The organism is Undibacterium sp. TC9W, from assembly GCF_049339865.1.
GTDB lineage: Bacteria > Pseudomonadota > Gammaproteobacteria > Burkholderiales > Burkholderiaceae_D > Undibacterium.
Genome location: NZ_JBMPPJ010000022.1, coordinates 1 through 24,040 on the forward strand (window position 1 = coordinate 1; position 24,040 = coordinate 24,040).

Here is a 24,040-nt window from a genome sequence, read left to right on the forward strand (position 1 = left end):
TGTTAAAGAACCTAAATCTTTTCTACCCTACCAGACCATCTTCTGATCCAGCTTTGCGTCGCAGCGTTGTGTGCGTCAGCAGCAGAGAAACGAGATTATGAAGCACTTATTCGCCGCTGTCAACACCTGCAACTCTTTTCGTTTTGTTTCGTTCTTGCGAACGACTTAAACTGTTGCAAACTATTCACAGCACCAGATCTTTCCGCAGCATTTACTTCTCCGCTCAATCTCTGGCTTTGCTTCTCTTCTCGCCCGCTCTTCAGCGGGAGGCGAACTATAGCAAACTTCCTCACCCCTTTGCAATACCCTGGCGTAAATTATTTAGGGCGTTTGTAGAAAAGCAAAAGGGTGCGCTGCGCGCACCCTTTTGCTTTCTTATTATTTATGGATATGTCTGTGAACGGGCATCACGACTCATCCTCCCTGCCACTCCACCGCGCCGCTCATAGGCGGCTTAGATTCTGTCGATACAAAGCATGCTTCGTGAAACCCCGACCCCATCCCCTTGAAGGGAAGGAGTTTGCACGGCTTTGCAAAATTCTCTCAGTAATACAAAATTGATTTCACATACCTGGTTAACAACGGCTTTCCTCACAAGGAAATCCGTATATCAATGCACATGCGGGTAAAATAGCGGATTCATCAAACCACTAACACAACATCTGCCTATGTATATATATGCAGATCATTTGTCATTAGTGTTATCCGGACCGAATTTATGTTGCGCATTACCGATTTACAACTCCCGCTTGACCATGCCGAAGACGAGCTGAAAGTAGCCGTGCTGAAGGAATTGGGGATAACAGAAAAAGAACTGATTAATTTTACGGTGTTCCGTCGTAGTTATGATGCGCGTAAAAAGACCGCGATCATTTTGATCTACACAATAGATGTAGAGACGACGAATGAAGCTGCCTTGCTGGCCAGCCACAGAAACCGCACGAAATTATCCGAGACGCCTGATACGACCTATAAGTTTGTCACGCATGCGGATGGCAAGCCATTTAAACGCCCGGTTGTGATTGGCTTTGGGCCATGTGGCTTATTTGTTGCGCTGCTGCTGGCGGAAATGGGTTTTAACCCTATCGTGCTGGAGCGCGGCAAGACTGTGCGTGAGCGCACCAAGGATACCTGGGGCCTGTGGCGCAAACGTGAATTGAAACCAGAATCGAATGTGCAGTTTGGTGAAGGTGGAGCCGGTACTTTTTCTGATGGCAAGTTATATAGCCAAATCAAGGACCCCAAGCATTATGGCCGCAAGGTATTGACCGAGTTCGTCAAGGCCGGTGCGCCAGAAGAGATCATGTATGTCAGCAAGCCGCACATAGGCACCTTCCGTCTTGTGAAGATGATAGAAGAAATGCGCCAGAATATAGAGGCGCTCGGCGGCGAAATACGCTTCGAGCAAAAAGTGACGGACATCGATATCGTTGATGGCAAGGTTCAGGGTGTGCAACTGAATGATGGTGAATATATGGAGACTGCCCACGTTGTGTTGGCGATAGGCCATAGCGCGCGCGATACATTCAAGATGATTGCGGATCGTGGCGTGTATGTAGAAGCAAAACCGTTTTCTATCGGCTTCCGTGTAGAACACCCACAATCTGTCATCGACAAGGCGCGCTTTGGCCCGAACGCAGGCAACAAGATATTGGGTGCGGCAGATTACAAGCTGGTGCATCACGCCAAAAATGGGCGCTCTGTGTATAGCTTCTGTATGTGTCCTGGTGGGACGGTTGTGGCTGCGACATCTGAACCTGGCCGTGTTGTGACGAATGGCATGAGCCAGTATTCGCGCAATGAGCGCAATGCAAATTCGGCTATCGTTGTTGGCATTACGCCGGCAGATTATCCTGGCAATCCATTGGCGGGCATAGATTTGCAAAGGGCGCTCGAAGAGAAGGCCTATGAAGTTGGTGGTGGTAACTATAATGCGCCTGGCCAATTGATTGGCGACTTTTTGGCGGCGCGCGCATCCACCGAATTGGGTACGGTAGAGCCATCCTATAAACCTGGCATTACCTTGTGCGATCTCGCGACGGTACTGCCTGAATTTGCGATCACAGCCATACGCGAAGCCCTGCCGGAGTTTGAGAAAAAGATCAAAGGCTTTGCAATGAAGGACGCAATTTTGACTGGTGTGGAAACCCGCACGTCTTCCCCTATCCGTATCAAGCGTAATGACGACGATTTGCAAAGCTTGAACACCCGAGGCCTGTTCCCGGCAGGTGAAGGTGCTGGCTATGCCGGTGGTATCTTGTCTGCGGCAGTAGATGGTATCCGGGTTGCGGAAGCAGTTGCCCTTGACATCCAAGCAAACACTTAAAAGAATGAAGCAGATATAAAAAATGGCAAAAACGAATTCGTTTTTGCCATTTTTTGCAGATGCTTTAACCTAAAAGATCTTCCAGCCCCGCGCTCAACTCTGCCAACGGCGGCATTTCTTCAAGAATAAGCTCTGGCTTGATACCCAGTTTTTTTGCTATTTCTACTGGGAAAGTGGCTTCGCGCTCTTCTTTCGAATAATGACTTTCCTCTCCTCTTGCACACCAGGAAGCAATGTGAACGACCGCACCTATCTGATCAAACTCTGATTGCTGCAGTGGTTCGCCGCAAGCCTTGATGGCAGTGGCAAACGTGTCAGGGAAGCGCCAGCGCTTGGACAACTCAGCACCCACATCAAAAAAATCATAACCAAAGGATGTGCGCTCGACATCTGGCCTGCGTGGGTCCAAAGGACCGGCAGTTTTATCGACTTGCAGCATTTGCTCTGGCATGCCTGCATGCATAACCAACTGGCCTATCGCGTGCATCAAACCAACAGTAAAGGCAAAGTCCGAATTGCAATGGGCTTTTTTGGCCAGCCATTTTGATACGACAGCAGTATGCAGACTATAACGCCAGAACTGCTTCAGATCTACCCCAGGCATAGCTTTGAAACCGCTGGTTAAACCGCTGCTGACCACCAAAGTACGTACGGTCATGAAACCCAGCATCAGCACAGCATCATCAACCGAACCGACGGTCCTTGATGCATGATAATAAGAAGAATTTGCCAGGCGCAGCAGTTTTGCGCTGAGGACCTGGTCTGCAGACAGCTTGCGGGCAATCTCGTCTATGGAGACATCGTCATTATTAAAACTGTCGATGACTTCCTGGACGACTTTGGGTATCGATGGCAAAGCATTTTGCTGCTGAAACAGATTCTCGATTTTCATAGGGCATCTCCTTTGGGGATGTAGATACAAGAGGTCTATGTCTCTTATTATTTCCGGAAATTGATACACCTTCAGCAAATTCCCTGAACAAACAGGAAGAATGCGCATTGCTATCAAAAATCATACTCTGATATTGGTTTTTCAGAAATGCTTTTTTGTTGCTTGCAGCGCTTAACTCAAGATTGCTAACAATTGAAGTCTCAAACAATATTTGACACGACACTTTTCTACATGCGCAAATGTAATTTGTTACTTTCGTGTCAGCTTACTTTTTGACTTGTTTCTTTGCTTCACTTCAGTGCGTACATGGTGGTAAAGTAGTTTAGAGTAATGTAGGACAGGTTTTGGAACAGTTCATCCAGTCAGAGCCAGCAGCCAGGAGACGCATCATGCAAAATGCCATAGAACTCGCAACAAAAGTCGGTGAAGAACTCAAATCCAGGAAATTGATACTTAGCATCGCCGAATCCTGCACGGGTGGCGGGGTTGCCCATGCCATTACAGAAATTGCCGGGTCGTCAGAATGGTTTGATTGTGGCTTTGTGACTTATTCCAATTCGTCCAAGACGGAATTGCTCGACATACCAGCAGCGCTGATAGCTCAACATGGTGCAGTCAGCGAAGAAATTGCCGCCGCCATGGCGCAAGGTGCCCTGGCTAATTCTGAAGCCCATTTATCCTTATCCACCACTGGCATTGCCGGGCCTACCGGAGCTGTTCCTGGCAAACCTGTAGGAACCATTTGCTTTGGTTGGGTAGTCGGCGGAATCCCCCATACCGAAAGGCTGGTATTTGCAGGTGACAGAAAATCAGTCAGGGAGCAAACTGTCGTTCATGCCCTGGATAAATTACTCAGGTATATCAAGGAGTTATAAAATTGCTGACTGCACTGCCGGCAACTGTGGATGCGCCTCAGCATCAGTCATCAGGATCAGGTTTGGCCGCGCATGGTAGTCGCCTGCATATCTTGCTGGTCGATGACGATGTAGAAATTGCAGCCTTGCTCAGCAACTACCTGGGGAAATTTGATATAAGTTGTGTTGCAGTGCAAGACGGCGTGGCCATGCGTGCGGCACTGCAGTCACATAATTTTGATGTGATTTTACTGGACTTGATGCTGCCAGGTGAAGATGGCCTGAGCCTGCTACGCCAGCTGCGCCGCCATGCCAGTACACCAGTCATCATGCTGACTGCCCGCGGTGAATTTGCCGACAAGATACAGGGTCTGGAATCAGGCGCTGACGACTACCTGATCAAACCCATCGATACCCGTGAACTGGTCGCCCGTATACAAAGCGTCACCAGACGCGCCCATACATCGGCAAAACAAACGCAAGAAGCGACGGAGAGCAGAGCGACAGAAATACGCTTTGATGCCTGGGTATTGAATTTGCCGGCGCGACAATTGTGCAGTCCCGATAAATTGATTGTTCCACTGTCAAATGCAGAATTCAGGCTCTTGCTGGCCTTTCTTAAAAGACCGGGGCAGATACTCAGCCGTGACCAGTTGATCGATTTTGCGCACAACAAATCGACTGAAGTCTTTGACAGGAGCATAGACTTGCTGGTGTCGCGCCTGCGCCAAAAACTGGGGGATGATCCCCGCCACCCTGCCCTATTAAAAACCATACGTGGCGAAGGCTATTTGTTTAACGCCAGCGTGCCATGAACAAGCTGCTGCGCGATACCATCTTCAGCCGCCTGTTTGGCCTGGCCATGGCTGCGGTAGTCATAAGTCACATCATCACCTTTATCCTGCTATTTGTTTTTCTGGGTGATCACCGTCCACCGCCCCCACCAGCGCATATGCCACAACATCATCCGGGTGGCATCTTGCATGGCCCTTTCCTGGGTTTTTGCCTGAGCATGGCCATACAATTGCTCTTGCTGGCGATCGCGGCCTGGGCAGGTTCGCGCAGTCTGGCGCGCCCCATGCAACAACTGGCAGAAGCGGCAAGCAAGCTGGGGAAACACAAAGAACCTTTGGCGATTCCAGAAACAGGGCCGGCAGAAGCACGCCAGAGTGCCCGGGTCTTTAATCAGATGCAAGAACGCCTGTTCCAGCAAATGGAAGAGAGGGAACGCTTCCTGGCTGCGGTTTCCCACGATTTGCGTACGCCATTGACACGTATAAAACTACGCATAGAGCAACTGCACAATGAAGCAGGTGAAAAACTGCTCGACGATGTAGAAGAAATGCGCCTTATGCTGGACGCTACCCTGAATTACCTGCGTGGCAGCGAAGAGTCTGCGCAAATGCTGGATGTCACATCATTGGCGGCCGCCATTGTCGATAATATGCAGGATGAAGGCAAAGCTGTCAGCATGCATGGCGAGGCCCGCCCTCTGATGGCTCTGCCGAATGAACTGAGACGCTGTATCAGCAATCTGCTGGAAAACGCGATTGCCTATGGCAAAACTGCACTGATCAGTTTGTATGATAGCCAACATGAATTGTTAATCATTATTGAGGATCAGGGTCCTGGCATACCAGAAGCTGAACTGGAAAAGGTATTCGCCCCGTTCGTCCGCCTGGCTGTTTCCAGAAATAGAAATACTGGTGGTGTTGGCCTGGGGCTCAGCATTGCCAGGGAAATCGCCAGACGCCACCAGGCCAGCCTGATACTAAAAAACCGCCCAGGCAATCAAGGCTTGATGGTGGAATTACGCCTGCCAAGGAACTGAGCTCCTCTTTGTGTCAAAGCCGATACAAAGCTGACACAAGCAGGCAACATGTGGATGCGACACTTCAGATCACGACAACGCATGACTGAAGGAGAGCGCGATGAGCAGCATCATTGGAGTAAGTGGAAGTTCTGGCAGCTATTTCCCGCAAACTGGCGGCACCCAAAGACGCGAACGTGATACCAGCAAGATAGCGGAAAATGTGTTTTCCAAGCTTGACACCAAGAACCAGGGCTATCTTGAAGTCTCGGATCTGGAAAGTGCTTTTGGCAATATTGCATCATCGACATCTACCAGTACGACTGGCACCGCCAGCACTAGCAGCAGTGACAGCAGCACAAGTTCTGCCAATGCCAGCGGCAATAGCGCCAGCATCAATGACTTGTTCAAAAAACTCGATAGTGATGGCGATGGCAAGGTCACCAAAAGCGAGTTTAGCGATGGCATCAAAAAACTCGGCGATGCCCTGGAAACACAATTCAATGCCAGACGCACCCGAGGCGCAGAAGGATCGAGACCGCCCCCACCTCCGCCACCAGGAGGTGGTGAAGGTAGCGACCAGGGCCTGGATAAAACCCAGCTGACGGACTTATCGACAGAAGTGGGGAAAACCAATAGCAGCGCCGGTGCAGCACTGAGCCAGGTGGCGCAGAATTTTGACGCTGCCGATACCAACCAGGATGGCAAGGTCAGTCTGCAGGAAACCCTGGCCTACCTGGAAAAAGCCAGTACTACACAGACGAGCAGCACGTCCACCACGACCAGTCCAACCGCCACTACCAGTACAAGCAGCTACAGCACAAGCAGCAGTTCTGGCAGCACTGGCAGCGCATCGGATGGTACGACCAGTTCGGTGACAGGTAGCAGCAGTACCAATACCGATGCAGCCCTGTTCAACAAAGCGCTGCAGTTATTGCGTGCCTATAGTTCACCACCAGCCAACGCCAGCAGTCAAAGTATTTCCGTCAGCGCATAAAGACAAAAGGCACATGTAAATCATGTGCCTTGATGTTTTATAGCCAAAAGATTACTTACTATTCCCGGTTCTGCATCAATAACTCATTGATAAGCACAGACTCTATCTTGTCAGTCTGCAGGGCTGAATTCAAGCCGGATTTGAGTTGCGCCCTGACCGTGTCAAAGCCTTCTTCACTATGCAAATCGTCAGGATCAATCTTGGCAAATTCGATTTGAAATATACTCGTCAATATTTTCTTGTTTTCAAATAACCATTCCTTATCCTCAGTGCGGACTTGTATTGTGACTTGCATACGCACCACTTGCCCATTCAGATTGGCGACTTGCTGCGGCAAGACATAATAGCTGAGTCCGGCTGCATTGCTGCCTACACTACGGATATAGAAAAAAATCGCCAGCAAGATTGCAAAGCCAAACAACACGATGATGGCCGCATAGAGGCCAAAACGATCTTTGGCCGCGCCAGGCTTTTTCGATGTCTTTTTGGCAAGTGCCGCTGTGCGGGAGATGGATGCCGACGCAGCATTGATCGCAGAACTGGGGCCGGTACTAATTTTAGCCGCTGCCCCCTTTGCCTGGACGGCAGAGGTAGCTTGTCCTGCCTCAAAATCCAGAGCACTGCCTGTTTTTTGGGGTTCACTGCCATCTATCGCTTCAAAGTCCAGCTGTGCACTGAGCAAGCTGGCCTTTGACCTATCCTTAGACATAACTACCTCTTATAGCTTGCAGATGTCCATACACTCAACACACTGATCGTGCATTTAATTTCCAGGTGGAAATTTTAAAGAATGGAAAGCATAGCCCATATTTTACCCAAATTCATCAAATTCCAAGGCAAGCTGGCGAAAAAAATGCAGCTTCAAATTTTGTTTTTATGGCATGTTGATGCTGTTTTTTTGCAATCCACTTTCTACTACCCGCATTGCGTTAATGTAACCCGGATACCGGAATTTAAATGCTTCGTTACAAACTAAGGGTGTAAATAGCCAGCCAACTTCGCTATCATGACGACATTCCCCCGCACTAGCTTGACAGGCATGACCAATCCCACAACTCCCAAAATCAGAAATACCAGCATAGACAATATCAAGGCTGTCTTGATATTTTTAGTCGTGTTTGGCCATCTGATAGAAATTTACGTGGGCGAAGATCATGTTTTGCGTTCCATCTGGATTTTTGTTTACTCCTTCCACATGCCCATGTTTGCCCTGATGTCAGGCATGTTTTCCAAGGCCAGTTGGGATGATAAAAATGCCACGCAGCTGATTTCGACAGTGCTGGTGCCTTTGATAGGCTTTGAGATTATTTATGAAGCAACCGAATTCGCCCTGAAGGGTACAGGCAGTGTCTATGCTGGACTGGTCGCGCCTTACTGGATGCTCTGGTATTTGCTGAGTTTGTTGTGCTGGCGCCTGTTACTGCCATTATTTTCGCGCATGCAATTTGGCGTCATGCTCGCGCTTGCCCTGTCTCTGGCCGGCAGCTATTCTGAGCATGCAGGCTATTTCCTCGGCATCTCACGTACTCTGGTCTTCTTCCCTTACTTCTTGTTAGGCTGGAAACTTGGCCCTGAAATATTCAATGTGAAGAAAAAAGAAAGACTGGTGATCAGTGCGGCAGTAGTGATCGCTGCATTCATTGCTGCTTTTATGCTGAAGAGTGATTTTGATTACCGCTGGTTCTATGGCAGTTACTCTTTGCACAGACTGGAAATGGCCAACCTGACGGGCAGCATGTATCAGTTACTGCAGTATGCAGTCTCAACGGTAATCGGATTGTCCGTCCTGTATTTGCTGGCGCAAAAAGACCTGCGTATGGCACAGATAGGTAAACGTTCTATTTATGTGCTGGTGTGGCATGGGATGGCATTAATCATATTGCAAGAAACTGGTGTATTGCGCGCCATTTTCAAGCATGAAAATACTGTAGCCCTGGCGGTTTCAGTTGTGGTTTCCATGGCTATCACATGGGTATGCGCGCATGAAAAAACTGAAACCCTGACCAAGCGCCTGATCCTTGCTCCACTTGCGTGGCTGCTGATCCCTCAAGCGGCCAACAGGCCAGCGGGACTGGTAATAGACGCTCAGGATGCCCAGAAAAATCCTGTCCAGCAAGAGCCTTGAATCTGTACTGATACGCGAATCCGTGTCAGTAGTGCTGCACTTGCTCAGTCATGCGATCTTGCCTGTATTTTGCCTTCATCGAACTGCTGTGGATTCTTACCTGAGATGCCGCAATAGAACTCACGTATTTGTACCATATCGGCTTCAATATCACCGCTCACGGCAAACATTTTGCCTATACCACCTGCCTTGCGTTTGAAGTCAAGATAACCAAGCGCGATCGGCACACCGGCACCAAATGCGATATAGTAAAACCCTGTTTTCCAATGACTGACCTTACCCCTGGTACCCTCAGGTGGCACGATGACAGTCAATCTTTGATTGGCATGGAAGGCATCTACCGTACCCTGCACCAAGTTGCCAGATTTACTACGGTCGACCGGAATACCGCCCAGCCAGCGCATAATATGTCCCAATACTGGCGGAAACAGACTGGACTTACCCATCCAGTAAACGCGCAGACGCAAGGCAAAACACACCATCAGAGTCACAGGAAAATCCCAGTTGCTCGTATGCGGAGCAGCGATCAGGACGTATTTTTGCTCGACAGGAACGATACCTTCGACCTTCCAGCCAGCCAACTTGAGTCCTATGACGGACAACCAGCGCATGAAGGTATTAATGATGGGAGTTTCAAAAATGGTAAGATGCATGCCGTAAGTCTTTGATAAGAAAAGAGAATTCTGCCTTCTCTTCAAGCAAGCGGCATTATAGTGAGCAGTAGCAACTATAGGAACTAAATATCGGCTTTTTTTAGATTAATTAACGAAAGCGATATCAAAACGGGCTATCAAGTCTTGACCCAGCTCACGATTTGTTGCCATTGCGGCAAGTCTTTTTCCACTCTGGATGGAGCAACATCCCACAAGGTGGCGCCATGGGCCGCGAGTTGTATGTAGTTTTGTGTATCCCTCAAAAAACCCAGGACGGGCAAGCCGAGTTGCCCCACATAGTGCTCAAGCTGCTCGGCTGCCTTGCTGCGGGTATTTACGCGCATGCCGAGTATGCCAATCTGGTAGCCATTTTTTTTATGCTGGGACAGGCTTTTCAAAAATTCTTCAGTGGCCAGGATATCAAAAATCGATGCCTGCAAGGGCACGATGATCTTATCGGCGGATTTCAACACCATGTCGAGCTTGCTGCCTACCAGTCCAGCGGGAGTATCGAGCACAACATGGGTAGTGCCTTTGGGCGGTTTCAGGACATTGCCGTCAGCAATATCCCAGGGCTGGATTTGCGGCAGATTTTGTGGTCGCAATGTCAACCAGGTGCGGGAAGACTGCTGCACATCGGTATCCCCCAGCATGACTTTATGACCATGCGCAGCAAAATAGCCAGCCAGGTTGGTAGCCACCGTGCTTTTACCGACGCCCCCTTTGGGATTGACAATTGCAATGACAGGCATGTCCGCTCCTTTTGACAGTGTAAGAACTACAGCATCTGATCAGATTATCCATATTAACCAGAAGATAGCAAGACTTCATCTGATCAGAGCATACACAACACCATCTGAAACCTGTCAACACCGTCAAAATGTTCAGGCAGGCACCAGTAAATCCAGCTGCTCAGGAGTCAGATAACACCACTCGCCCACTTCCAGCTCCAGTGAGGCCAGTGTCAATTTACCTATGGCAGTGCGTTGTAAGGCAGCACAATGATTGCCTGCGGCTGCCAGCATGCGTTTGACTTGATGGTATTTGCCCTGCTCCAGCACGATTTCGAGCAGATGTTCCCCCAGCTTTTGGCAGTGTATGGCCGCCAATGGCTCTGGTTCATCGTGCAGCTTGACACCCTTTAGTAATAAATTTACCAGCTCTTCAGTCACCGGCTCAGCGGTGGTGGCCTGATAAATTTTGGGCACATGACGTTTGGGTGAAGATTGCGCATGGATAAATGGACCATCGTCAGACATCAGCAACATGCCGGTCGTGTCATGGTCAAGCCGCCCTACAGGCTGCACATCGCGCCAGCTGAATTGCTCAGGCAAAAGTGTCAATACGCCGGGATGATGGCTGGGCTTGCGCGAACATTCAAAGTTAGCCGGTTTGTTGAGGACGATATATACGCGCTCGCGGTATTCCCAGTCTTCTTCAAAGATATGAAATTGCAAACCCTGAGTTTCAAAACTTGTTTTGACGTTGCGTATCACTTCGCCATTGATGGTAACTTCACCATCTTCTACCAGGTCGCGGCAATATTTGCGGGTTCCAAATCCTTGCGACTGCAGGATTTTATCTAAGCTTAATTTTGTCATGCCGCGACTTTATCAGATGTAGTACTCGCCCCGCTAGTGTCCGTACTGTCAATGAACCTCGGCGACATCTTCGTCGGCCATCTTTGGTTCCAGCGGCAAGCTGATTTTAAAGCAGGTTCCCTTGCCGACATCGCTCTCAACCACGATATTACCGCCCAGAATACCCGTCACCAGGTTATAGACAATATTGAGACCCAGGCCACTGCCTCCCAGACCCAGACGAGTCGTGAAGAAGGGATCAAAAATGCGCCCCAGATTGCTTTCTGGTATGCCTTTACCATTGTCGCGCACGGTTATTTCGACGAAACTCTCATCAAAAATACGCGCCGTGATACTGACTGTACCGCGATAATCGCCATCAAAACCATGGATAAAGGCATTGTTGATCAAATTGGTCATGACCTGGCCCAATGGCCCCGGATAACTATCCATCATCAGCTTGGGCGGGACACTATGAACAACATCGTGACGGGTCTTGCGTATGGTAGGCCCCATGGTCAGAATCAACTCAGACAACATTTCATCCAGCGCAAAGACGCGGCGGTTGGCACTGGTTCTATCGACCGCAACCTGCTTGAAGCTGATCACCAGTTCAGATGCCTTGCTCAGATTGCGCAAGAGTAAATCGGCACCGGTCTTGGCATTTCTTAAATATTCTTCCAGCACAGAGCGGCGCAAGCCTTTGTCAAATTCAACCATTACAGCATCGGTGTGCTGGGCGAGCGTGCTGGCTACGGTAACACTGGTGCCTATGGGCGTATTGAGCTCATGTGCAACACCTGCGACCAGGGAACCCAGCGCCGCCATTTTTTCTGTCCTGAGCAATTCGCGCTGGGCGCGTTGCAGGTTTTCAAGCACGATGGTCAGTTCACTGTTGGCCGCTTCCAGCGCCTGGGTGCGTTCAGAGACCCGCCTTTCCAGCGTGGTATTCATATTGCGGATTTCCTGCTCATTCTGGCGTTTTTCGGTAATGTCTTCCTGCACCAGGATAATCAGGGGTTCATTACCGAGCCTGATCATACGCCCCGACACCTGGCAGAGAATGATTTTTTCTTGCTGACCACAAGTCAGCCAGGCTTCATAATCGTGGATTTCACCATCGCGTTCTATGATGCGTAATATCTCCGCGAAATCAGCTTCGTTGCGCCACAGCGCTTTCTGCGTTTCGTTGTCCCCGAGAACTTCATCATGCGACCAGTAAAACTGCCTGACCCAGGCATCATTGACGTCGATCATGCTGTAGTGCTGGCTTTTTCGCAGTACCGTCATGGCAACGGGTGATGCCTGGAAAATACCGATGAACTTCTCTTCGGTCACCTTCAGGGCCTGCTCAGCGCGTAAGCGCTCGTTGAGTTCTTGCTGCAGGGTGATATTTTGCGCTTCGCGCTCCGTAATCAAACGCCCCAGGTTCAGGCGCATCTTGTCCAGGCCCTGCGCCAGATTACCAATTTCATCCTGTCTTTCCCATTCCAGCGGCTGATCCAGTTTGCCACGCGCCAGCCGCCCGGTCGCCAACTGCAATTCCATGATAGGCCTGACAATACGGCGCTCAAACAATAGCCAGATCAGGATAAAAGAAAACACGACCTGCACCAGCAAGGCCACCCCCAGCTTCAGGAAGTCTGCCCATAGTTCTTTTTCTATGTGCTCGGTAGTCAGCTCCAGCATGACACTGCCGATGACCTTGGTCTCCAGCAGGATGGGGCGTTCTTCGCGCAATAGTTTGGCGCCCTCTTTCTTGAATTTGCTGCTATAGGCAAAGACGGACCTGGATTCGTCCAGCACTTCGACGCTGACCACTTCGGGGTTGCGCATGACGGCTTGTATGAATTGATTGGCGACCGCCTTGTCGAGCGTCCAGACCGGCACTGCCATGCCGCGTGAGAGCATATCGGCATATTGCGACATGGGATTGCGTACACGCAGTTGCAACTCCCGCTCATACCTGTCCTGCACCAGAAAGCGCCCCAAAACAATCGCGGGCAATACGATGCCAACTACAACGCCGATAATAAGAATTTGTCGGAGGGAGAGTGTACGCAATGGTTTACCTGTTATTTGCAGCGGTTACTTCAATTGTTGCTTGCGCCACAATTGTATATTTGCCGCGATGAGTTTATTCATCACGTTTTGCTTGTCCAGTTTGTACACTGCCTTGGCAATACGGCCACGCATCTCCGGCGTATTGCAGGCTGATTTATGGGACAGGGTCAAATATAAATTTTCGTTTGTAATCGGTGGCGTAACGGTTTTCAAGCCAGTGATATTCAGCTTGGCGACATAGGCCAGGCCTGGGTCTTCTTCATAAATCAGGTAATCAGCACGGGACAGGCTGAGCATCTTCAAAGCCTGCTCAAGGCTGGGCACCATGGAAATCTTCAGTGACTCTTTGGCATAACGGTCAAAGTCTTCGCCAAAGCTGTTATTAATCACCGTGACACCCTGCTTGCCAGCAAGGTCAGCCCATTTCTTGTATGGCAAATTATAATTATTTCGGGTCCAGATGACCGTCCGTGTTTCACGAAAGGCCGGGTAGAAATAATCCATGTATTCCAGTCTTGGCAGGGTAAAAAATGCGCCTGCCAGCAAATCTACACGTCCCAGCTTGGCCTCTTCCTGCACTCTTCCCCATGGGCCTACATATTTAATGTCTATAGGTATGCCAATTTCTTTGGACAATAACTGCATCCACTCTGCATTTGCACCTATCAGGCGGTTTTCATCTTCAGGATCGCGCCACAGATAAGGTGGATATTCAGGATTACCAGTTGCCAACAGGCTCTTGCAAGACTCATTGGCATGCGCTGCTGAACTAAACGCTGCCATCAACAACAATGCCGCACAGCAGAACAGCTGCAACAGGACATTATTTGAAGGACTGGCTTCGCAAGTATCAAGCTTCATGGCACGACCTTCTCGGCAAGAACGTGAGGGGATGGATGCCTAAGTCTAACTGCTGGAATTAGGCTTGGCAAGAAAGTAGTTGTGAAGGAGGAACGATTTCCAAAAAGAAAATAATTCCTCCAAATCCTGACTATAAGTGCAAGATTTTTACCACTTTGAAATCAGGCAGAATAAGGACTTCCCTGACACAGCAATCCTTTTCTATATGATATGAAGTTTAGCGCCTGACGACAGAATTACCATTACTTCTGACTGCATCGCCAGACAACAAGCCAGGGTCATGGTCAAAAGAATAGGTCTGCTTGTTGCCATTATCAAAAGCGACAGTCACATTCCATACCTTGGTTGTTTTTACTTTTTGTTCTATCTTGTGCCCGGCCAGCGCACCACCGGCAGCACCGGCTATCGTGGCCAGATCACGACCAGTTCCGCCACCAACCTGGTTGCCCAGCAAGGCACCGGCAACGCCGCCAGCAATCACACCGAGGGCACCGCCCTCACCTTCCTTATCCACAACTGCAACTGCAACAACCTTGCCGCAATCAGGGCAAACCGGCTCATTCCTGGCATTGGCTGGTGCAGATACAGGTCTGCTACTCATATTTTGTTTGGCAACAGCCAGCGCTGTATTGTATTCAGTCTTGGCATCACGCAGACACTGCATTCTGGCCGAGGAACTGCCAGCATCAGCACACAGCCTTTTATCGTCGTTGTATCTTTGCGTGGCACGTTTGCTGTCTGCAGCGTATTGTTGTTTGGCCGTCATATTCTGTGCAAATGCACCCGTCACGGCAGTTAACATCAAGCTGGCCAGGAACAATTTTTTATTCATTTACTACTCCTCAGTTAATCAAAGTTCAGTATCGCATTGCGAAACATATATACATTAACGACCTGGGCGAGAAATCGATGACTTAAATCACAATAGTTGACAGTTACATATTAGAGCAGAACGAAAGAAATATCTCTGTAACATAAAAAAACCCGCCAGACGGCGGGTTTCATTGGCAAGCCCAAGGGCCTTGCAATCATTTGAAAAGAAAATCAGAGCCTTGCCTTGATCAGCTTGCCCAGTTTTTCTATACCCTCATTGATACGCTCTGGCGACACAGTCACGAAGGACAGGCGCAAGGTATTTTTTGCAGGGTTGTTTGCATAGAAAGGGCCGCCTGGCACAAAAGCGACATTTTGCTGGATTGCTTCATCCAGCAATTGCTTGCTGTCCATGTGTTCTGGCAGGGTGACCCAAATGAACATGCCGCCTTCAGGCTTGGTCCATTGCACACCTTCAGGGAAATGCCTGCTCATGGCATCCAGCATGGCGTTACATTGCTTTGCGTAAAGAGTGCGTATGGTCGGGATGTGTTCACTCAGGAAACCATCCTTGATGACTTCATACACCACCATCTGCGTCAATTGGGCTGTATGCAAATCGGCTGCCTGCTTGGCTTGTTCGAGTTTGCGTATTAGCGGTGTAGGGCCAACAACATAACCGAGGCGTATGCCTGGCGTCAGCACCTTGGAGAAAGAACCCATGTAGATCACACCACCCGGGTTCATGTTCAGCATTTTTGGCAAAGGCTCGCCGCTATAGCACAGATCACCATAAGGATTATCTTCGACCAGCGGGATGCCCATGCGTGCGCAGGTTTCTACCAGTTCATAACGGCGCTCTACCGACAAGGTACGTCCGGTAGGGTTCTGGAAGTTAGGCAAGGCATACATCAGACGTGCGCCTGCGCCTTTGGCGGCGACAGAAGCGGGGATCAGGCCATGGTCATCAGTATCCACCGATTCAAACTCAGGGCGATACACAGAAAAAGCCTGCAAGGCACCGAGGTAGCTCGGTGTTTCCACCAATACCTTGCTGCCTTCATCCACCAGTACTTTGCCCAGCAAATCCAGGCCTTGCTGCGAACCCGAGACCATCATGATCTGGTCAGGCAGGATTTTTGAATCATTGGTAGATAAAGAGTCGGCCAGAAATTCACGCAAAGGGGCATAACCGTCAGTGGGGCCGTATTGCAGTGCTGACTTGCCTTGTTGTGTCAGTACCTTGTCAAAGGCAGCGCGCATGCGCTCTACCGGGAAAGTTTCTGGAGATGGCAAACCGCCCGCGAAAGAAATCACTTCAGGACGCATGGTCACTTTTAAAATTTCCCTGATGGCAGAGCTTTGCAACTGCTCGGCGCGGTCAGAAAATTTCCACTCTATGGGGCTGGGATTCTCAAGTTTCATGCTGGTCTCACTATCTCTCGGTTGGGATTGCCATCTCGGGCAAGTTTATTGTTTTATAAAATTCAGGCGATCTCGACGATCATTTCAATTTCTACACAAGCACCCATAGGGATTTGGGCCACGCCAAAGGCAGAACGCGCATGCTTGCCTTGCTCACCAAAGATTTCACCGATGAGTTCAGATGCGCCATTCGTCACCAGGTGTTGCTCGATAAAATCAGGTGTGGAATTAACCAGGCTCATCAGTTTGACGATACGTTTGACGCGGTTCAAATCGCCGCCACAGGCAGCCTGCAAAGTGGCGATCAGATCAATCGCTACCGCACGTGCGGCCAGTTTGCCTTCTTCAGTAGAGATATTTTTGCCCAGTTGACCTACCCATGGCTTGCCATCTTTTTTGGCAATATGGCCAGACAGGAATACGGTATTACCAGTTTGTGCATACATGACGTAGGCAGCAGCGGGTGTCGCCACGGCTGGCAATTCAATATTTAATGCTTGAAGCTTTTCGTAAAATGACATGTCTATTTTCCAGGAAAAAGCGCAGCAGCCCTCACTGATGCACTAGAGATAATTGAATTTTTATTATTATTTTCTGCAAGTTTCAATAATTTGCAGAATTCCAACCCGTATTCAAGCCGATCCCATTTTGATAGGACTTACGCAAAATTGTCCCAGCAAGGCGTCAGCGACGAAGACAGTACTGCGGTACGGCTAGGAGCTGCAACGCAGCTGGGGCAGTTTTGCGTATGTCCTATCATACCAGTCCTCTATTGTAAGCCCGCACCGATGCGATTAACACCCCCTAGTACACAGCGAATGACAGATTAAATTTGGTCGGTCAGTGTTTTGCAAGAAAATCACCGTTGAATATTCATGCGCCGCCCTAGCGCAACGACAATGATCACAGCCAGCGCAAAAAAGATTTCACGGCCAGTTAACACTTCACCCAATATCAGGGCAGCACCCAGCAAACTCAAAAATGGCTGCAGCAATTGCACTTGGCCGACGCGGGCAATACCACCAATAGCCAGGGCCTTGTACCAAAAGAAAAAGCCTATGAACATGGAAAACACTGACACATAGGCAAACCCGGCCCAGGCGCGGCCAGAAGCCTGCACCCCATAATGCCAGCCCAGCCAGGTAGTAACAGGAAATAAAACCGGCAAAGCCAGCAACAAAGCCCAGGAGATAACCTGCTGCCCGCCCATGCTTTGCGACAAGCGTCCGCCTTCGGCATAGCCCATGGCTGCCGCAATAACTGCGATGAACAAGGCTAGGTCGGCAAACTGGAATGAGCCACCACCCTGCATCAGGGCAAAGACGATGACGAGACCACTGCCGAGCACGGCCATCACCCAAAAACCAACAGACGGCTTTTCATTAAAGCGCAAGGCAGCGAACAAGGCGGTTGCCAGTGGCAAGATACCAAGCACAATAGCGCCATGAGAAGCGGGCACATAAGCCATCGCGACAGAGCTGAACAAGGGGAACCCGACCACCACACCCAGCGACGTAATCAGCAAAGGTTTCATTTGTTCACGCTTTGGCAAGCTGGCGCCCTGCATCCATAGCAGCAGGCCAGAGCAGCATGCTGCCACCACGGCCCGCCCCAGAGCAACAAAGACGGGATTAAGCTCTGCCACGGCCATGCGGGTGAATGGCAGGGTCAGGCTAAAAATCATGACCCCTACCAGACCCAGCACCATGCCTTTGTTTTCTTGCTTCAGCATATTGCAGTCGCCTGATTCAGATAAATATTGGACATCAAGAGATCGCATTTCATGATGAAGTTGTCAGCATGGGGTAAAGCGACAAGACCAGCAGCAGGGCCATACCATAATTAAAAATGCGCAGATTACGCTCCACCTTCAGCAAATGCCTGACTTTGGCACCAAACAATGCCCACAAGCCTACGCTGGGCAAATTGATGACCGCAAAAACACCAGCTGCCAGCGCAACGATCCAGAAGCCACTAGTTGCGGGGATATAGGTACTGAAGGCACCGAGCGCCATGACCCAGGCCTTGGGATTGATCCATTGAAAAGCAGCAGCACTCAAGAAACTCATGGGGCCAGCTTTGTGTGCGCCTTCTTGCGTCTTGCTTTCTACGGGCCCGGCATTGGCAATATTCCAGGCCAGGTAGAGCAGATACGCAGCCCCTGCCCATTTCAACACGACATATAACCAGGGGAAAACCGCAAACAGGCCCGCCAGACCCACACCGACTGCCAGTACCAGTATCATGAAGCCGATGCTGATGCCCAGCATATGCGGCAAGGTGGCACGAAAACCAAAGTTAACGCCAGAAGCCAGCAACATCAGATTATTCGGGCCGGGTGTGATCGAAGACACCAGCGCAAACAGGGCAAATGCCATGAGGGTATCAATTGCCATGCTGTTCTCCCCGTCGGTCAAGACTGGAATTCTGTCGTCCGCCCATGTTGTTTCTCCCGTTTTTGCTTTAGTGTTGTGCTATCCTAAACGCAAAAACCGATACAGTACCAATACACTATAAACGATAATATTCGTACTGTAATGGTCAACTATCCATTACAGAACATAGGCAGGAGACATGCAATGCTGACACCCACTTTTTTTATCTCGCGCGATTCTGGTGGCTCACTGGTAGAGCAAATCGTCAATGCCGTAGCCAATCGCATCGACGACAAATTGCTGCGCACAGGCGCGCGCATGCCATCGATACGCCAGTTTGCCGACGAACAGGAAGTATCGCGTTTTACCGTGGTAGAAGCCTATGACAGGCTAGTTGCCAAGGGTTATCTGGAGTCGCGCCGGGGGGCAGGATTTTTTGTGCGCGAACGAGCGTCAATGCTGAACAATGTCCCGACCACGGCACAAATCGCCCCGATCCCCCAAAATCTCGATGTGGTGTGGCTGGTACGCAATATGTTTCGCCAATTGCCACCGCAAAAAATGCCGGGCTCGGGTGTCTTGCCACACGACTGGCTCGATGGCGAACTGGTGGCGAATGGCTTGCGCTCCATCAGCAGGCTGAACCAGAACCTGTTACTGCATTACGGTACCCAACAAGGGTTTTTGCCGCTACGCCAGCAATTGCAGTTGAAATTGGCGGAACTGGAAATTGCCGCCTCACCTGAACAACTCGTCATGACCAGCGGTGTGACGCAGGCACTGGATCTGGTGGCACGAGAATTCACCCAGCCCGGTGACACTATCTTTGTCGATGACCCGGCGTGGTTCTTGATGTTTGGCTCTTTCGCCATCCTGGGCACCAAGGTGATAGGCATACCCCGCCTGCATGATGGCCCTGACGTGGCCAAACTCGCTGAACTGGCAGCAGTGCACAAACCCAAGCTGTATATCATCAACTCGGTCTTGCATAATCCGACCTCGACTTCGCTGTCTGCAGCCAAGGCTTTCCAGGTCTTGAAAGCGGCAGAAGAGCATGACTTCATGATCGTTGAAGATGATGTGTATTGCGACATGCACCCCGGCCCGGCAGTACAGGCAGCCACCCGCATTGCTGCGCTGGACCAGTTGAACCGGGTGATTTATCTAGGTGGTTTTTCCAAATCGCTGGCGGCAAATTTGCGGGTAGGCTTTATCGCGACATCTCCTGAACTGGCGATACGCCTGGCAGACAGGAAGATGTTATCTACTCTGACGACCACAGAAATTGGCGAACGCGTGGTGTATAAAATCCTGTCAGAAGGTCATTACCGCAAGCATGTAGATCGCATAAGGGTAAAGCTGGACGGGGTGCGCGATGACATCACCAAACGTCTTGAGCAAATGGGCATGAAGGTCGATTACCGCACGCCCGCCGGCATGTTCCTGTGGACAGAGACGGGCTGTGACACCAACAAGCTGACCGAGAAAGCCATGGAACAGGGTTACTTGCTGGCACCTGGCAGTTTATTCTCACCGAGCCAGCTGCCCTCCACCAAGATGCGCATCAACATAGCGGCGATGTCTGACCCTGGTGTCTGGGAGTTCTTGAAACGTGAAATCAAATAATTGCTGCAATACTTAATACAACCTAGTGCAGGCTGGCATTGGCCAGCTTGACGCCAAACCAGACAAACATGCTGCCCACTCCACTCGACAAACTGGCAGACAGGCGACGACGCTTGCTGAAATTGCGTGCCAGACGAGAACCCAGGAAAATCAATACCGACAGATAAGTGGTGCTGAATACCATCACGACAATACTGAGTATCAGGAAAGGAATTGCCGGTGTCGGATAATGCGGGTCTATGAATTGCACGAAGAAAGACAGCAAGAACAGGATAGCCTTGGGATTCAACAAGCTGATCACCAGCGCACGCTTGAACGGGTTTTGCATATTGACAGCTGTCGCCTGCGTTTCTGCCACAGTCACTGTCTTGTTACGCCATTTTTGTATGGCAGCCCAGATCAGATTGACGCCCACCCAGGCCAGATAAGCTGCACCTGCATATTTCACCACCATGAACAAAGCCGGATAAGTACGCAAGATACTGGCTGCACCCAGGGCCGTCAGCAGCAGCAAAATACTATCACCGACAAAAATACCCGCGGCTCCCTTATAGCCTTCACGCACGCCACGTGTGGTGGCAACGGCCAATACATATAAAGAATTGGGGCCGGGCAGCAAGACTATGCCCAGCGCACCTAATACATAGGTCCATAAATCGGTGACGCCGTAGAACTCCATTTTCTACATCCTTAAAATTACAGATTAATCTTCGTTGCTTGCTTTGCCATATGCAGCAAATTTATACAGGCACGAGATTAACATTTTGCGGTACTTCCTGCTCGCGTGTGCCAGTGCCCTCACCCGCACGGCGCAGCAGGCTCAATGCAGTATCCCCTTCACGCAAGGTAGCAGTACGGACAGTGGCACTGACTTTCATTTCCTTGCCAGAGACGGAAATCGGCATGGCGACGACCGTGGCACGGGCACGGTCAGCAATTTTGATTGCATCTTCGGCGGAGGCCTCAGGCAAGAGCACAAAGAACTCTTCACCACTGAAACGGGCAACACAATCATAAGCACGCATCGCCCGTTTTACGCGGCGGCTGACTTCGACCAGGATCACATCGCCGACCTGTGGCCCGTGCGTATCGTTGATATGCTTGAAGTCACTCAAATCAAGTACCAGCATGGACAATTGCTTGCCCAGGCGCTGGTGACGCTGCAGCTCAGAGTCGGAGATGCGCATGAATTCTTTCCAGTTGGCGACGCCGGTGACAGGGTCGGTATTTGCCTGTCTTTCCAGTTCATGCTCGGCGCTCAAGAGCTTGCGCCTGTACCTGTGCACGTAGGCAGCAATGGCGTGACCAGTAATGGCTACCGCAGGCATGATCAGCAAAACACTGGCTGCCTGTGAAAAAGTGCCTGATTGCTTATACAACAACAGCAAACAGGATGCTGCGACAAAGAGGAACAGCGGTATCCGCAATATGTTCAAAGCCAAAGGCAGGGAAATGAATGCCATCAGCACCAGCCAGGCATCGACCATGTAATGGCCCAGATAATCACGTGGCAAGCAGATATTGCTGATGAATTGTATCGACAACACCAGAACTATCCAGTGCATCGCATAGCGGTCCAGCCTGGGCACATTCTCTTCCATGCCGTATTGCTTGATCAGCCATAGCGAATAAGAGAATCCGGCAAGCCGCATCAGCAGCAAGACGGCAAGCGGAATATCAAACTCATGGAAGAGTACATCGACCAGTGCCAGCGGCAGGAAAGCCCATAGCATGATGCGGACAACGCGGCGGACTTGCGCCCTGTCTTGTTTGGTGTAATGAGAGCGGTAATTTTCTTCGCTGACGTCTTTATAATTCGTTTGCATTTTTGCACCGTTTTATTTTTCAGCTGCACCTGGCTTTGCCAGTCTGGAGCCTGGTCAGGCAGTTCAATTTTGATCAAAAGTGCATATCTATGCTACATTCTCTCCCTGAACTTTTTAAATTCAGTCCTAACGGAACCAGTCAGACTTAATTATATGCCCCACTTGTACCTGCAAGATGTTAAAGATTGCATAGGCGACACATCAGTGCCGGGCATGTCTGCGTCCATAAAAACACAAGATTTCAACTCAGACCGCTGTTGTTCAAGCTGTTGCTCAAACTGTCACTCAGACTGTTACTCAGACTGTTGTTGAGTCTGCAAAACTGTGTGCAGCAAGGAATGCCCCTGCCTGCCCGTCTTTGCTGAAAAATACCCGCTCTCACGATTTACTACATTCACACTTAGCTATTTTCACAACAAATGGACATACTTCTCTACGATAACTGGGAACGCCGCCTGCGCCCCTTCAGCCCACTGAATAAAGACTGGGTGGGCCTGTACTGCTGCGGACCTACCGTGTATGACTATGCCCATATCGGCAACCTGCGTACTTATCTGTTTGAAGATCTGCTGCGCCGCGCCCTGGAATGGAATGGCTATACCGTGCGCCATGTCATCAATATCACCGATGTTGGCCATCTGGTGTCTGATGGTGATGATGGTGAAGACAAGATGGAAAAAGGTAGCCGCAAAGCCGGTGAATCTGCCTGGCAGATTGCTGACCGTTTCACGACTGCCTTCAAGGATGACTTGCAAAAACTGCATATCCTGGAACCCGCCATCTGGTGCAAGGCTACCGATCACATCGCCGAGCAAATCGATTTCATCGCGGCGATAGAAAAAAATGGCTACACCTACCGCACTAGCGATGGCATTTATTTTGATACCAGCAAGCAGGACGACTACGGTTTCCTGGCGCGTATCAAGCGTGATGCGATCAAGGCCGGCAGCCGTGTTGAGCTTGGTGAAAAATTGCATGCGACTGACTTCGCGCTGTGGAAATTCAGCCCGCCAGATGAACACCGTCAAATGGAATGGGACAGCCCATGGGGCCGCGGTTTCCCTGGCTGGCATATAGAATGCTCGGCCATGTCAGCCAAATACCTGACGCCCTGGTTTGATATCCATTGCGGTGGTGAAGACCATATCGCCATCCACCATAGCAACGAGATTGCGCAAAACCAGGCTTGTCATGGTACCCGCCTGGCCAACTTCTGGATGCATGGTTATTTCCTGCAAATCGATTCTGGCAAGATGTCCAAATCGACGGGTGAATTCCTGCGCCTGCAAACTTTGCTTGATCAGAATATTGATCCGCTGGCCTATCGCTATCTGTGCCTGACTGCGCATTACCGCAGCCAGATGCAGTTCAGCTTTGAAGCCCTGTTGTCCGCGCAAACCGCCTTGCAGCGCCTGCGCGAGACTTACCATGCATGGCCTACAGGTGGCGACGTCAGTGCAGAATACCGCGAAAAATTCACTACCTTCATCAACGAAGACCTGAACGTACCGCGCGCCCTGGCACTGGTCTGGGAAATGTTGAAAGCTGATTTGTCTGATGCCGACAAAAAATCCACGCTGACAGAATTCGACAAGGTATTTGGCCTGGGTCTGGCGCACTGGCAACCTGCCGTGCTGGCTATCCCGGCGGAAGTACAAAGTCTGGCAGAACAACGCCAGGCTGCACGCAAGGCCAAGAACTGGGCCGAGGCAGACCGTTTGCGTGGTGAACTGCATGCGCTGGGCTATGAAGTGGAAGACAAGGCCGACGGTATGCAAATCAAAGCGTTGTAAAATGTAATATTGAAATAACT

Annotated in this window: 22 protein-coding genes; 8 read left to right on the forward strand and 14 right to left on the reverse strand. The window is 50.2% G+C overall.

Annotated features, from left to right (window positions below; all coding sequences use genetic code 11):
* Nucleotides 1-718: 718 nt before the first annotated feature.
* Nucleotides 719-2,326, forward strand: a complete 1,608-nt coding sequence (locus tag ACO0LN_RS24020; protein ID WP_422978205.1) for an NAD(P)/FAD-dependent oxidoreductase — start codon at nt 719-721, stop codon at nt 2,324-2,326.
* A 64-nt stretch (nt 2,327-2,390) separates the two neighbouring features.
* Here ACO0LN_RS24020 and ACO0LN_RS24025 read toward each other — a convergent pair whose 3' ends face one another.
* Nucleotides 2,391-3,218 carry an HDOD domain-containing protein gene (locus tag ACO0LN_RS24025; protein WP_422978207.1) on the reverse strand — a complete coding sequence of 276 codons (828 nt, stop codon included), beginning with the start codon at nt 3,216-3,218 and terminating at the stop codon, nt 2,391-2,393.
* A gap of 389 nt (nt 3,219-3,607) precedes the next feature.
* Between ACO0LN_RS24025 and ACO0LN_RS24030 the strand changes: the two genes are divergently transcribed.
* The 4 genes from ACO0LN_RS24030 to ACO0LN_RS24045 all read left to right on the forward strand — a co-directional run bounded on the left by ACO0LN_RS24030 (nt 3,608) and on the right by ACO0LN_RS24045 (nt 6,879).
* On the forward strand, nt 3,608-4,093 hold the full coding sequence (locus tag ACO0LN_RS24030; protein WP_422978209.1) for a CinA family protein: 486 nt from the start codon (nt 3,608-3,610) through the stop codon (nt 4,091-4,093).
* 2 nt (nt 4,094-4,095) lie between these two features.
* Entirely contained in the window at nt 4,096-4,887 is a 792-nt protein-coding gene (locus tag ACO0LN_RS24035; protein ID WP_422978211.1) for a response regulator, read from the forward strand.
* Nucleotides 4,884-5,903, forward strand: coding sequence for an ATP-binding protein (locus ACO0LN_RS24040; RefSeq protein ID WP_422978213.1), 1,020 nt, complete (start codon nt 4,884-4,886; stop codon nt 5,901-5,903). The genes ACO0LN_RS24035 and ACO0LN_RS24040 overlap by 4 nt, the downstream gene beginning before the upstream one ends.
* 100 nt (nt 5,904-6,003) lie before the next feature.
* Nucleotides 6,004-6,879 carry an EF-hand domain-containing protein gene (locus ACO0LN_RS24045; protein WP_422978215.1) on the forward strand — a complete coding sequence of 292 codons (876 nt, stop codon included), beginning with the start codon at nt 6,004-6,006 and terminating at the stop codon, nt 6,877-6,879.
* Between the two features lie 58 nt (nt 6,880-6,937).
* Here ACO0LN_RS24045 and ACO0LN_RS24050 read toward each other — a convergent pair whose 3' ends face one another.
* Nucleotides 6,938-7,588 (reverse strand): flagellar basal body-associated FliL family protein, encoded by a 651-nt coding sequence (locus tag ACO0LN_RS24050; protein WP_422978217.1) that lies wholly within the window; start codon nt 7,586-7,588, stop codon nt 6,938-6,940.
* Between the two features lie 330 nt (nt 7,589-7,918).
* Here ACO0LN_RS24050 and ACO0LN_RS24055 point away from each other — a divergent pair, with 330 nt between their 5' ends.
* Complete coding sequence (locus ACO0LN_RS24055; protein ID WP_422978219.1) at nt 7,919-9,004, forward strand: acyltransferase family protein; 1,086 nt, start codon at nt 7,919-7,921, stop codon at nt 9,002-9,004.
* Nucleotides 9,005-9,048: 44 nt separating this feature from the next.
* Here ACO0LN_RS24055 and ACO0LN_RS24060 read toward each other — a convergent pair whose 3' ends face one another.
* The 10 genes from ACO0LN_RS24060 to ACO0LN_RS24105 form a co-directional block, all read right to left on the reverse strand.
* Nucleotides 9,049-9,657 (reverse strand): lysophospholipid acyltransferase family protein, encoded by a 609-nt coding sequence (locus ACO0LN_RS24060; protein ID WP_422978221.1) that lies wholly within the window; start codon nt 9,655-9,657, stop codon nt 9,049-9,051.
* Nucleotides 9,658-9,794: 137 nt separating this feature from the next.
* On the reverse strand, nt 9,795-10,409 hold the full coding sequence (locus tag ACO0LN_RS24065) for a ParA family protein (RefSeq protein ID WP_422978223.1): 615 nt from the start codon (nt 10,407-10,409) through the stop codon (nt 9,795-9,797).
* A gap of 132 nt (nt 10,410-10,541) precedes the next feature.
* Nucleotides 10,542-11,258: a pseudouridine synthase gene (locus tag ACO0LN_RS24070; RefSeq protein ID WP_422978225.1), complete on the reverse strand. Its 717-nt coding sequence runs from the start codon at nt 11,256-11,258 to the stop codon at nt 10,542-10,544.
* 48 nt (nt 11,259-11,306) lie between these two features.
* Nucleotides 11,307-13,301 carry an ATP-binding protein gene (locus tag ACO0LN_RS24075; RefSeq protein ID WP_422978227.1) on the reverse strand — a complete coding sequence of 665 codons (1,995 nt, stop codon included), beginning with the start codon at nt 13,299-13,301 and terminating at the stop codon, nt 11,307-11,309.
* A 24-nt stretch (nt 13,302-13,325) separates the two neighbouring features.
* Nucleotides 13,326-14,162, reverse strand: coding sequence for a substrate-binding periplasmic protein (locus ACO0LN_RS24080; protein WP_422978229.1), 837 nt, complete (start codon nt 14,160-14,162; stop codon nt 13,326-13,328).
* Between the two features lie 217 nt (nt 14,163-14,379).
* Entirely contained in the window at nt 14,380-14,994 is a 615-nt protein-coding gene (locus tag ACO0LN_RS24085; RefSeq protein ID WP_422978231.1) for a glycine zipper 2TM domain-containing protein, read from the reverse strand.
* Nucleotides 14,995-15,206: 212 nt separating this feature from the next.
* Nucleotides 15,207-16,400, reverse strand: a complete 1,194-nt coding sequence (locus tag ACO0LN_RS24090; protein WP_422978233.1) for a PLP-dependent aminotransferase family protein — start codon at nt 16,398-16,400, stop codon at nt 15,207-15,209.
* Nucleotides 16,401-16,462: 62 nt separating this feature from the next.
* The gene (locus ACO0LN_RS24095) at nt 16,463-16,921 is read right to left on the reverse strand and encodes a RidA family protein (RefSeq protein WP_422954251.1); all 459 of its coding nucleotides are present in this window, start codon (nt 16,919-16,921) and stop codon (nt 16,463-16,465) included.
* 338 nt (nt 16,922-17,259) lie between these two features.
* Nucleotides 17,260-18,132 carry a DMT family transporter gene (locus ACO0LN_RS24100; RefSeq protein WP_422978235.1) on the reverse strand — a complete coding sequence of 291 codons (873 nt, stop codon included), beginning with the start codon at nt 18,130-18,132 and terminating at the stop codon, nt 17,260-17,262.
* Nucleotides 18,133-18,181: 49 nt separating this feature from the next.
* The gene (locus ACO0LN_RS24105) at nt 18,182-18,796 is read right to left on the reverse strand and encodes a LysE family translocator (protein WP_422978237.1); all 615 of its coding nucleotides are present in this window, start codon (nt 18,794-18,796) and stop codon (nt 18,182-18,184) included.
* 183 nt (nt 18,797-18,979) lie between these two features.
* Between ACO0LN_RS24105 and ACO0LN_RS24110 the strand changes: the two genes are divergently transcribed.
* Nucleotides 18,980-20,401 carry a PLP-dependent aminotransferase family protein gene (locus ACO0LN_RS24110; RefSeq protein WP_422978239.1) on the forward strand — a complete coding sequence of 474 codons (1,422 nt, stop codon included), beginning with the start codon at nt 18,980-18,982 and terminating at the stop codon, nt 20,399-20,401.
* Between the two features lie 22 nt (nt 20,402-20,423).
* Here ACO0LN_RS24110 and leuE read toward each other — a convergent pair whose 3' ends face one another.
* Nucleotides 20,424-21,080 (reverse strand): leucine efflux protein LeuE, encoded by a 657-nt coding sequence (gene leuE / locus ACO0LN_RS24115; RefSeq protein WP_422978241.1) that lies wholly within the window; start codon nt 21,078-21,080, stop codon nt 20,424-20,426.
* Between the two features lie 61 nt (nt 21,081-21,141).
* Nucleotides 21,142-22,227: a GGDEF domain-containing protein gene (locus ACO0LN_RS24120; RefSeq protein ID WP_422978243.1), complete on the reverse strand. Its 1,086-nt coding sequence runs from the start codon at nt 22,225-22,227 to the stop codon at nt 21,142-21,144.
* Between the two features lie 419 nt (nt 22,228-22,646).
* Here ACO0LN_RS24120 and cysS point away from each other — a divergent pair, with 419 nt between their 5' ends.
* Nucleotides 22,647-24,020 (forward strand): cysteine--tRNA ligase, encoded by a 1,374-nt coding sequence (gene cysS, locus ACO0LN_RS24125; RefSeq protein ID WP_422978245.1) that lies wholly within the window; start codon nt 22,647-22,649, stop codon nt 24,018-24,020.
* Nucleotides 24,021-24,040: the final 20 nt, after the last annotated feature.